General features: G+C 70.3%; 9 protein-coding genes. 5 read left to right on the top strand and 4 right to left on the bottom strand.

Annotation, left to right across the window (positions count from 1 at the left end; translation table 11 throughout):
- A partial coding sequence (locus NJ4_RS14205) for a non-ribosomal peptide synthetase (protein ID WP_174524608.1) occupies positions 1–2,382 on the bottom strand: 2,382 nt, incomplete at its 3' end.
- Between the two features lie 45 nt (positions 2,383–2,427).
- Complete coding sequence (locus NJ4_RS14200) at positions 2,428–3,084, bottom strand: SDR family oxidoreductase (RefSeq protein ID WP_067436304.1); 657 nt, start codon at positions 3,082–3,084, stop codon at positions 2,428–2,430.
- An 84-nt stretch (positions 3,085–3,168) separates the two neighbouring features.
- Here NJ4_RS14200 and NJ4_RS14195 point away from each other — a divergent pair, with 84 nt between their 5' ends.
- From NJ4_RS14195 to NJ4_RS14185, 3 genes are read left to right on the top strand one after another with little or no spacing between them, the layout of a single operon-like run.
- On the top strand, positions 3,169–3,813 hold the full coding sequence (locus NJ4_RS14195; protein ID WP_067436302.1) for a TetR/AcrR family transcriptional regulator: 645 nt from the start codon (positions 3,169–3,171) through the stop codon (positions 3,811–3,813).
- Complete coding sequence (locus NJ4_RS14190) at positions 3,810–5,486, top strand: FAD-binding dehydrogenase (RefSeq protein WP_067436299.1); 1,677 nt, start codon at positions 3,810–3,812, stop codon at positions 5,484–5,486. The genes NJ4_RS14195 and NJ4_RS14190 overlap by 4 nt, the downstream gene beginning before the upstream one ends.
- Positions 5,486–6,286 carry an SDR family oxidoreductase gene (locus tag NJ4_RS14185; RefSeq protein WP_082748622.1) on the top strand — a complete coding sequence of 267 codons (801 nt, stop codon included), beginning with the start codon at positions 5,486–5,488 and terminating at the stop codon, positions 6,284–6,286. Before NJ4_RS14190 ends, NJ4_RS14185 begins: the two co-directional genes overlap by 1 nt.
- Positions 6,287–6,322: 36 nt before the next feature.
- Here NJ4_RS14185 and NJ4_RS14180 read toward each other — a convergent pair whose 3' ends face one another.
- A complete protein-coding gene (locus NJ4_RS14180) occupies positions 6,323–8,089 on the bottom strand; it encodes a DEAD/DEAH box helicase (RefSeq protein WP_067436293.1) in 1,767 nt (588 codons plus the stop codon).
- Between the two features lie 10 nt (positions 8,090–8,099).
- Positions 8,100–8,963: an alpha/beta fold hydrolase gene (locus NJ4_RS14175; protein WP_067436290.1), complete on the bottom strand. Its 864-nt coding sequence runs from the start codon at positions 8,961–8,963 to the stop codon at positions 8,100–8,102.
- A 110-nt stretch (positions 8,964–9,073) separates the two neighbouring features.
- Here NJ4_RS14175 and NJ4_RS14170 point away from each other — a divergent pair, with 110 nt between their 5' ends.
- Complete coding sequence (locus NJ4_RS14170) at positions 9,074–10,510, top strand: pyridoxal phosphate-dependent decarboxylase family protein (protein WP_067436288.1); 1,437 nt, start codon at positions 9,074–9,076, stop codon at positions 10,508–10,510.
- Positions 10,507–10,992: SidA/IucD/PvdA family monooxygenase (locus tag NJ4_RS14165; protein ID WP_157551138.1), on the top strand; the 486-nt coding region annotated here is incomplete at its 3' end. The genes NJ4_RS14170 and NJ4_RS14165, both read left to right, overlap by 4 nt.

Raw genomic sequence — 10,992 nt, 5'->3', positions numbered from 1 at the left:
CGGCACCGCGCCGATGATGTGGGAGCCGGGGGCGACCTCGGCGTCCTCGCCCACCCGGGCACCGGGGGCGAGCGTGCTGCGGGCGCCGATGCGGGCCCGGGCACCGATCCCGATCGCGCCGACGTGCAGCACGTCGCCGTCGATCCAGTGGCCGGCCAGGTCGACCTCCGGCTCGATCGCGGCGTCGTTGCCGACCTCGAGCAGTCCGGTCACCGGCGGCAGGGTGTGCAGGTCGACGCCCTTGCCGAGCGTCGAGCCGAGAAGCCGCGCGTGATAGGGGAACCACGGTGCACCGGAGAGGCCGGCGGCGCCGAGCTCTTCCTGGATCCGCTCGGCCAGCCAGAGCCGCAGGTGCATCTTTCCGCCCCGCGGATAGGTGCCGGGCTCGAGGTTGCGCAGCAGGAACCGCGCCAGCAGGGCGGCCAGGGTCATCCGGCCCGGGGGCACGAGGAAGAACCACGTGGTCAGCACCAGCAGCCACAGCGGGAACGAGACCAGCCATCCGAGATCGGTGCCCGCGGCCCCGAGCGCGGAGCCGAGCATCAGCCAGGCCAGCCACTTCTGGGCAGCCAGGGCGCGCAGCGGCAGCAGGGCCAGGAGCTGGCCGACCTGGGTCTTGCGCGGGATCGGCTGCACCTGGCGGTCCGACAGGACCGTACTGCCGCCCATCTCGTCGAGGGTCGCGGCCAGGGTGCCGACCGTGGGGTTGGCGTAGAGGTCGCCGACGGCCACCTCCGGGTGCTTCTCGCGCAGCCGGCCGACGACCTGGGCCGCGGTCAGCGAGCCGCCGCCGAAGTCGAAGAAGTCGTCCTTGGTGGAGGTGACCTCCGCGCCCAGCACGTCGGCCCAGATCTCCGCGATCCACGCGCCGGTCCCGCTCAACGCGGCCGGCCCGGCCGTGGTCTTCGGCAGTGGCCAGGGAAGGGCGTCGCGGTCGACCTTGCCCGAGGTCCGCGTCGGCAGCTCGTCGACCACGGCCAACCTCGGCACCAGAGCGGCCGGCATCCGGTGCCGCAGCAGCTCCTTGGCCTGACCGGCGTCATAGGCATCGTCGACGGTGAGATAGCCGACCAGCAGCTTGTTGCCCGACTTCGTCGACCGTACGGCGGCCGCGGCCGAGACCACGCCCGGGACGCGAAGCATGTGGTCGTCGATCTCGCCGAGCTCGATGCGTCGGCCGCCGAGCTTGATCTGGTCGTCGGCGCGTCCGGCGAAGACCAGACCGGCCGGGTCGTTGCGCACCACGTCACCCGAGCGGTAGGCCCGGTCCCAGCCGAGGGTGGGCATCGGGGCGTACTTCTCGGCGTCCTTCTCGGGGTCGAGGTAGCGGGCCAGCCCGACCCCGCCGATGATCAGCTCGCCGGACTCGCCCTCGCCGACGGGGTTGCCCTCGGCATCGACGACGGCGAGGTCCCAACCGTCCAGGGGCAGTCCGATGCGCACCGGGTCGGAGCCGTCGAGCAGGGCACCGCAGGCGACCACCGTGGCCTCGGTCGGGCCGTAGGTGTTCCACACCTCCCGCCCCTCGCGCTGGAGCCTGGCGGCCAGCTCGGGCGGGCAGGCCTCACCGCCCATGATCAGCAGCCGGACCTTGTCCAGGGCGGCGCCGGGCCACAGGGCGACCAGGGTCGGCACCGTCGAGACGACGCTGATGTCGTTGGCCACGAGCCACGGCCCGACGTCGACACCGGAGCGCACCAGCGAGCGTGGCGCGGGCACCAGGCAGCCGCCGTACGCCCAGGCCAGCCACATCTCCTCACAGCTCGCGTCGAAGGCGACCGAGAGGCCGGCCATCACCCGGTCGTCGGGCCCGATCGGGTCGTCGACCAGGAACAGGTTCGACTCGGCGTCCACGAACGCGGCGGCGTTGCGGTGCGTGACCGCCACGCCCTTGGGCTTGCCCGTGGAGCCGGAGGTGAAGATCACCCAGGCGTCGTCGTCGTGGCCCGGCTCCTCGCGCTCCCTGGGCGCTCGTTCCGCGGTCGTGGCGATCACCAGCTCGTTGCCGATCACCGCCGCCGCAGCCGACTCCTCGAAGACCACGCGGGCCCGCTCGTCGGGGTCGTCGGCATCGACCGGCACGTAGGCCGCGCCGGCGACCAGGATCCCGATGATCGCGACGTAGAGGTCGGTGGTGCCGGACTTGATGCGTACGCCGACCTTGTCGCCTCGCCCGACACCGACCTCGGACAGCCGGTCGGCCAGGTCGTCGGCGGCCTCGGCCAGCTCGGCATAGGTCAGGGTCTCGATGCCGCTGTCGACCGCGAGTGCATCGGGACACTCCTCGACGGTGGTGCGGAAGATGTCGACCAGGGTGCGTGGTCGGGGCGCCCGGTCGCCGGCCAGGAGGGCAGGCAGGAGCGTCGTCGGAGCAGGCTTCACCGGCGGAGTGTCTGGCACCAAGGTGAACGGAAGGTGTCTCTGTCCTCAGCCGGGGTAGTGCACGAGGGGCGTCCACTCGGCCTCGCGGCGTACGACGGCCGCATGGATCGCGCTGGCCACGTTGCTCGCGCCGAATGTGCCGGACTGCGCGAGCACACCGTCGACCTGGACGTTGACGGCGCGGATGCCGTCCGGGGCCAGGGTCGTGTCGAGGCTGATCACCAGGTTGCGCAGCGCGGCCTTCTGCACGCCGAGCGAGGCGGCCTGGTTCCACGGCTTGTCGGCCGCCGCGCTCCCGGTCACCACGACACGGGCACCGGCGCGCAGGTAGGGACGTGCGGCCTGCACGGCGGGAAGCAGCGGGGCGACGCCGAGGCGGAGGTCGTCGAGGAGCTCGTCGACGGTCAGCGCGAGCGGGTCCTTCTGGCGGAAGGCGCTCGGGTTGAAGTGCAGCACGTCGATGTGGCCGTGCTTGCGACCCACCTCGTCGACGGCCCGGCGTACGGCCTCCTCGTCGGTGAGGTCGACCGCCACGGTGTCCACCTTCGTGCCCGCACCACGCAGGTCGTCTGCCAGCTGGCCGAGGCGGTGGTCGGAGCGCGCCGCCAACACGATCTTGTAGCCGTCGCCGTGGAAGCGGTGCGCCACCGCGCGGCCCAGGCCGGGCCCGGCACCGAGGATGAGCAGGACAGGAAGGGTCACCCCGTCAGGGTAGTGGCGGACGCCGGTGGTTCACCCCGCTTCGGCCCTTCCGATACAGAGTTGTATCGGATACATTCTCGTATCGTGAGCACTCCAGCGCCGACCCGGCGCCGCCAGCAGACCCGGCAACGCCTCCTCGACGCCGCACTCGTGGTCTTCGCCCGCGAGGGCTTCGGCCGGTCGACCGTCGAGCAGGTCTGCGAGCAGGCCGGGTTCACCCGCGGCGCGTTCTACTCCAACTTCACCTCGCTCGACGAGCTCTTCCTGGCCATCTGGGAGCAGCGGTCCGACGAGATGCAGTCCGACCTCGCAGCGTTCCTGACCCAGGAGCCACCGCCGGTCTCGTCGCTGCGTGAGGCCGTCGAGCACGTGCTCTCGGCGGTCCCGCTCGACGACGAGTGGTACCGCGTCACCGCCGAGTTCACCGCCCACGCCCTGCGCAATCCGGCGCTGCGGCGCGTGATGGCGCGACGCGAGGAACGCATCGAGGCGGGCCTCATGCCGACGCTCGAAGCTCTCCTGGCCCGCGTCGGGCGACGCGTCGTCGACCCGGCGGCACTCGGACCGGCCCTCGTCGCCTGCCACGACGGCACGTCCGTGCAGTGCCTCATCGAACCCGACAACGTCGCCGTCCGGCAGCGCCGCACCGACCTCTTCGTCCTGCTGGTCACGGCACACACCGTCGAGGCCGGCAGCGCAACCGACACCGCACCCCAGGAGACCCCATGACCGACAACGACTTCCGCCCCGACGTGATCGTGGTCGGCGCCGGCCTGGCCGGGCTGGTCGCCACCCACGAGCTGGTCAAGGCCGGCAAGCGGGTGCTGGTCGTCGAGCAGGAGAACCGCGACAACCTCGGCGGGCAGGCGTTCTGGTCGCTCGGCGGGCTGTTCCTCGTCGACTCCCCCGAACAACGCCGCATGGGCATCAAGGACTCGCCCGAGCTCGCCCTGCAGGACTGGCTCGGCTCGGCTGCCTTCGACCGGCCCGACGACGAGGACGTCTGGGGCAAGCAGTGGGCCGAGGCGTACGTCGCCTGGGCCGCCGGCGGCAAGCGCGACTACGTGCGCGGGCTCGGCCTGAAGTTCCTGCCGTTCGTCGGTTGGGCCGAGCGCGGTTCGGGCTCGGCCAGCGGCCACGGCAACTCGGTGCCACGCTTCCACCTGTCGTGGGGCACCGGCCCGGCGGTTGTCGAGATCTTCGAGAAACCCGTGCTGGAAGGTGAGAGGCAGGGGCTGGTGAAGTTCGCGTTCCGCCACCAGGTCGACGAGCTGGTCGTCGACGCCGGCGCCGTGGTCGGCGTCCGCGGCTCCGTGCTCGAGCCGAGCGACGCCGAGCGCGGCGTGAAGTCCTCCCGCGAGGTGGTCGGCGACTTCGACCTGCGCGCCAGCGCCGTGGTCGTCACCTCCGGCGGCATCGGCCACAACTTCGACCTGATGCGGGCGAACTGGCCCGTCGACCGACTCGGCCCGGTGCCCAAGCACATGATCGCCGGAGTGCCGGCCCACGTCGACGGTCGCATGCTCGCCATCTCGGAGGCGGCCGGCGCCACCCTGGTCAACTCCGACCGCATGTGGGCCTACACCGAGGGCATCCACAACTGGGACCCGATCTGGCCCGACCACGCGATCCGGATCATCCCGGGCCCGTCGTCGCTCTGGTTCGACGCGGTCGGCAACCGGTTGCCGTCACCGAACTTCCCGGGATTCGACTCGATCGGCACGATGAAGGCGATCCTGGCCACCGGCCACGACTACTCGTGGTTCGTGCTGACGCAGAAGATCATCGAGAAGGAGTTCGCCCTCTCGGGCTCCGAGCAGAACCCCGACATCACCCGCCGCGACCTGAGGTTCATGCTGCAGTCGCGGCTGGCGAAGGGCGCACCCGCCCCGGTCGAGAGGTTCAAGGAGCACGGCGAGGACTTCGTCGTCGCCGACACGATCGGTGAGCTCGTGGCGGGCATGAACGAGCTCGGCCGGGACGGTGCGGTGCTCGACGCGGCACACGTCGAGCAGCAGATCGTCGAGCGCGACCGCCAGCTCGACAACGCCTTCTCCAAGGACCTTCAGCTGATGGCGATCCGCAACGCCCGCCAGTCGCGCACCGACAAGCTGATCCGGGTGGCCGCACCGCACCGCATCCTCGACGCCGACAACGGCCCGCTGATCGCGGTGCGCCTCAACATCCTCTCCCGCAAGACCCTGGGCGGCATCCAGACCAACCTCGACTCGCAGGTGATCGGCCCGGACGGTGCGCCGATCCCCGGCCTGTACGCCGCGGGCGAGGTCGCCGGATTCGGCGGTGGGGGCGTGCACGGCTACAACGCGCTGGAGGGCACCTTCCTCGGGGGCTGCATCTTCTCCGGCCGCGCCGCCGGTCTGGCGCTGACGAAGGCCCTCTGATGCGCACCGCACTCGTCACCGGCGCCTCCTCCGGGATCGGCCGGGCAACCGCAATCGCCCTACAGGGCAAGGGATTCAGGGTGATCGGCACCAGCCGGAACCCATCGACCCTGCGCGAGGACCAGCGCATCGGCGGCGTCGAATGGCTGGCCCTCGACCTCGAGGACCGCGCCTCGATCGCTGCCTGCGCGCAGGCAGCCGGTCCGGTTGACGTGCTGGTCAACAACGCGGGTGAGTCGCAGTCCGGTCCCTTGGAGGAGCTGCCACTCGACGCACTCGACCGGCTGTTCCAGCTCAACGTGCTCGGTCCGGTGCAGCTGACCCAACTGCTGCTGCCGGGCATGCGCGAGCGCGGCCACGGCCGGGTGGTGATGGTCGGCTCGATGATCGCCAGCTTCCCGTTGCCCTACCGGTCGTCGTACGCCGCGACGAAGGCAGCGATCCGGGCCTTCGCCACCGCGGCGCGCGAGGAGCTGGCGCCCTACGGCGTGTGGCTGACCACCGTCGAGCCCGGCTCGATCAACACCGGGATCAGCCAGCGTCGCACGAAGTACGTCGCCGAGGACTCGCCGTACAAGGCCGAGTGCGACACCGTGATCGCGGCGCTCGACCGCAAGGAGGCCAGCGGCATCTCGGCCGACGACGTCGCCGCGACCGTGCTCGAGGCCGTGCAGGCCGAGAAGCCGAAGTCGCTCTACGCGCGCGGCAGCAACGCGCCCGTGGTCTTCGCCCTGCGCCGGCTCGCGCCGCGCGGAGCCGTCGAGAGGATCACCGCACGGGCGTTCGGCCTCACGCGCTGACTCGGCACGATGTGACGGCCGGACGCGGACGGCCGATCAGTAGCTCTTGTGACGCGGCTTCTTCTCGAACTTCTTCGGGCCACGGTCGTCGTACGAACGGGTGGGGCGGCCACCACCGGCGACCTCACCCTCGGCCTTGCTCAGCTCGATCAGCTTGCCGGAGATGCGGGTGCCACGCAGGCGATCCCAGGCGTCGCTGGGGAGGTTCGCCGGCAGCTCCACGATGGAGTGGTCGGGACGGATGTCGATCTTGCCGAAGTCGCCACGCTCGAGGCCGCCCTCGTTGGCCAGGGCACCGACGATCTGGCGCGGCTCGACCTTGTGGCGCTTGCCGACCGAGATCTTGTACGGCGCCAGGGGCACGTCGCTGCGGCCGCGCTGCGGGCGCTCCTTGCGGGGGCCGCGGTCCTGGCGCGGCCCACGGTCACGGTCGCGATCGGTGCGCTCACGCGGCGTGAACTTCTGAGCCGGCTCGGGGTCGAGCAGCAGCGGGGTGTCGGCGTGCATCACGGCGGCCAGCGCCGCGGCCACGTCGATCTCGGGGACGTCGTGCTCGGCCACGTAGTGGTTGACCACGTCGCGGAAGAACGCGACGTCGTTGGAGGTCAGGGCCTGGGTGATCGAGTCGTCAAAGCGGTTCAGCCGCGTGGTGTTGATGTCTTCCACGGTCGGCATCTGCATCTGCGTCAACGACTGGCGGGTGGCCTTCTCGATCGCCTTGAGCAGGTATCGCTCACGGGGCGTGATGAAGGAGATCGCGTCGCCCGAGCGTCCCGCGCGACCGGTGCGCCCGATGCGGTGCACGTAGGACTCGGTGTCGGTGGGGATGTCGAAGTTGACGACGTGGCTGATCCGCTCGACGTCGAGCCCGCGGGCGGCGACGTCGGTGGCCACGAGGATGTCGAGCTTGCCCTGTCGCAGCTGGTTGATCGTGCGCTCACGCTGCACCTGGGCGATGTCACCGTTGATCGCCGTGGCCGAGAAGCCCCGGGCCCGCAGCTTCTCCGCCAGCTCTTCGGTGGCCGACTTGGTGCGGGCGAAGACGATCATCGCCTCGAAGTTCTCGACCTCGAGAATCCGGGTGAGGGCGTCGATCTTCTGGGGATAGGAGACCGTCAGGTAACGCTGCGTCGTGTTGGCCGACGTGGTCGTCTTGTTCTTGACCGTGATCTCGACCGCGTCGGTGAGGTACTTCTTGGAGATGCGGCGGATCTGCGACGGCATGGTCGCCGAGAACAGCGCGACGTGCTTGGTGTCGGGGGTGTCCTTGAGGATCGTCTCGACGTCTTCGGCGAAGCCCATCTTGAGCATCTCGTCGGCCTCGTCGAGCACCAGGAACTTGAGCTCGCTCAAGTCGAGCGTGCCCTTCTCGAGGTGGTCCATGATCCGGCCGGGGGTGCCGACCACGATGTGTACGCCGCGTCGCAGGGCGCTCAGCTGGACGCCGTACCCCTGACCGCCGTAGACGGGCAGGACGTGGACGCCGTTCATGTGGGAGGCGTACTTCTCGAAGGCCTCGGCGACCTGGAGCGCGAGCTCACGGGTCGGGGCCAGCACGAGTGCCTGCGGCGACTTCTGCTTGAGGTCGAGCTGGGACAGGATCGGCAGCGCGAAGGCAGCGGTCTTGCCGGTTCCGGTCTGCGCCAGGCCCACCACGTGGCGGCCGGCGAGCAGCGGCGGGATCGTCTCGGCCTGGATGGGCGAGGGCGACTCGTAGCCGATCTTCTTCAGTGCCTTGAGCACCCGTTCATCGAGTCCGAGCTCGTCGAAGGTCGGAGGAGCATCGATTTCAGGGTCAGTCATGGAGTCCAACCTAGTGCCCGGGCGGCACGAACCTCTTATTTTCGGCAGCGTCGATCCGCTCACACACGATCTCGGCGAGCACGTCGGGTGCCTCGTCGGGGATCCAGTGGCTGATGCCGGTGAGCACCTGGAGCTCGAACGGGCCGGCCACGTGGCGCTCGGCGAGCTCGACCCCTCGGCGCCCCGCCGCCACGTCGCCGTCGCTCCACACCAGGGTGGTGGGGGCCGCCACCCGACCTCGCAACACGCGCGGGTGGGTGAAGGGAAGCGCGCGGTACCAGTTCAGGCTGCCGCGCAACGCGCCGTACTCGACGATGTCGGAGCCGAACGTCTCGACCATCTCGCGGGTCATGCCGGTCCGCCCCAGCGCGCGACGAGCGCCGGCCGGGTCGGCAAGGACCCGCTCGGGCAGCCAGGGCAGCTGGAAGAAGCCCATGTACCACGAGCGCAGCACCTGGGTACCCACCATCGAGCGCAGGAACGCGGCCGGGTGGGTGACCGAGACGGCGGTCAGGCTGCGGACCAGCTCGGGGTGTGCGACCGCCGTCGTCCAGGCCACCGCGGAGCCCCAGTCGTGGCCGACCAGGTGCACCGGCCCCACGTCGAGCGTCCGGATCAGCGTCTCGACGTCGGCGACCAGGTTCTCCATGCGGTACGCCGCACGCCGGTGCGGCCTGGCCCGCGGTGAGTAGCCACGCTGGTCGGGGGCGACCGTGCGGATGCCCTGCCCGTGCAGACGACTGGCCACCGCGTTCCACGAGGACGCGCGTTGCGGGAACCCGTGGAGCAGCACCGCGACCGGCCCGTCGATCGGCCCCTCGTCGATCACGTCGAAGGTCAACCCGGCATTGCTGAAGGTGCGCACCCGCTGCATGTCTCCAGTATGGCCAGCGGCGCGACACAGGTCACACGGGCACCCCCTCGACAACCACCCTGCGGCAGTCACTAAGGTTAGCCTTACCTAAATCTCGGAAGGAGTTCGCGGTGTCCCATTCCTCCGCGCACCACCTGTTCCACCCGTCCAACACCGACGCCTGGGCGACCTCGATGCTGACCGGCGTCGCGCACCTGAGCCGGCACCTGCGCAAGGTGGAGGGGCCCTCGAACGGTACCGCCCCCGAACTCGCCGCCAAACTCGTCGCCGACGTCGACCTCGACCGCCCCCTCGGCGAGACCGGTGCCGCCCTCGAGGAGATGTCCCGCCTCTACCTCGACGACGCCGTGTGGTTCCACGAGCCCGGCTACGCCGCCCACCTCAACTGCCCCGTCGTGATCCCGGCACTGATCGCCGAGCTGTTCGTCTCGTCGGTCAACTCCTCGCTGGACACCTTCGACCAGAGCATCGGCGGCACGTTCATCGAGCGCCACCTGGTCGACTGGACCGCCGGGCGCATCGGCTTCCCGGAGACGACCGCCGACGGCATCTTCACCAGCGGCGGCACCCAGTCCAACCTCCAGGCGCTGCACCTGGCCCGCGGACGCGTCGAGCGCCACGGCCTCGGCAGACTGCGCATCTTCGCCTCCGCCGACGGCCACTTCAGCGTGCAGAAGGCGGCCCGGCTGCTCGGCCTCGGCGACGACGCCGTGGTCTGCATTCCCACCGACGAACGACACCGGATGCGGCCCGACCTGCTCCGCGTGGCAATGGAGGCCTGCCTGGCGCAGGACGGCGTACCGATGGCGGTCGTGGCCACCGCCGGCACCACCGACTTCGGCTCGATCGATCCGTTGGACGAGGTCGCCGCCCTCTGTCACGAGCACGACACCTGGTTCCACGTCGACGCGGCGTACGGCGGCGGTCTGCTCGCCTCGACCCGGCGCCGGCACCTGCTCGAGGGTATCGAGCGGGCCGACTCGGTGACCGTGGACTACCACAAGACCTGGTTCCAGCCGGTCTCCGCGAGCGCCGTGATCGTGCGCGACACCGCCGCCCTGCGCCACATCACCTGGCATGCGGACTACCTCAACCCGAAGGACGCCGCGCACCCCAACCAGGTCGACAAGAGCATGCAGACCACGCGTCGCTTCGACGCCTTGAAGCTCTGGATGACCCTGCGCATCATGGGCCCCGACCTGATCGGCGACTACTTCGACACCGTCATCGACCTCGCCGCCCAGGTGCACGACGCGATGGTGCGCTGCGCCGACATCGAGCTGGCCGCCGAGCCGACACTGAGCACGCTGGTCTTCCGCTACCGTCCGCTCGGCCTCGACCAGACGCTCGTCGACGGGCTGAACACCCGCATCCGCGCCGGGCTCTTCGACAACGGCAAGTCGATGATCGCCTCGACCAAGGTCGGCGGCGAGGTCTGGCTCAAGTTCACCCTGCTCAATCCGATCGCGACCGCAGGCGACATCCTCGACATCGTCGACCAGATTCGCTGCTGTGGCGCCGAACTCCTCGTGGGAGCCGCCCGATGAAGGACTTCATCGCCATCGGCCTCGGCCCGTTCAACCTGGGCCTGGCCTGTCTGACCGACCCCATCGACGAGCTCGACGGCCTCTTCCTCGAGGCCCGCCCCGAGTTCACCTGGCACCCGGGCATGCTCCTCGAGGACGCCACCCTGCAGGTCCCGTTCCTGGCCGACCTGGTCACCATGGCCGACCCGACCTCGGGCTTCTCCTTCCTCAACCACCTCAAGGAGACCGGGCGGCTCTACCCGTTCTACATCCGCGAGTCGTTCTTCCCGCTGCGCCAGGAATACAGCGACTACTGCCGCTGGGCCGCCTCGCTGCTCGACTCGGTGCGCTTCGACTCCCCGGTGGCCTGCGTCGAGCACGACGGGTCGGCGTACGTCGTCACCACCGGCTCCGGCGAGCAGCATCGGGCGAAGCGGCTGGTGCTCGGCACCGGCACGCAGCCCTACGTCCCCGAGGTTGCGCGCGGCGTGCTGGGTCTCGAT

Source organism: Nocardioides jensenii JCM 1364 = NBRC 14755, from assembly GCF_001552535.1.
In the GTDB taxonomy this organism is placed as follows: Bacteria; Actinomycetota; Actinomycetes; order Propionibacteriales; family Nocardioidaceae; genus Nocardioides; species Nocardioides jensenii.
This window is presented reverse-complemented; position numbering and strand designations above follow the sequence as displayed.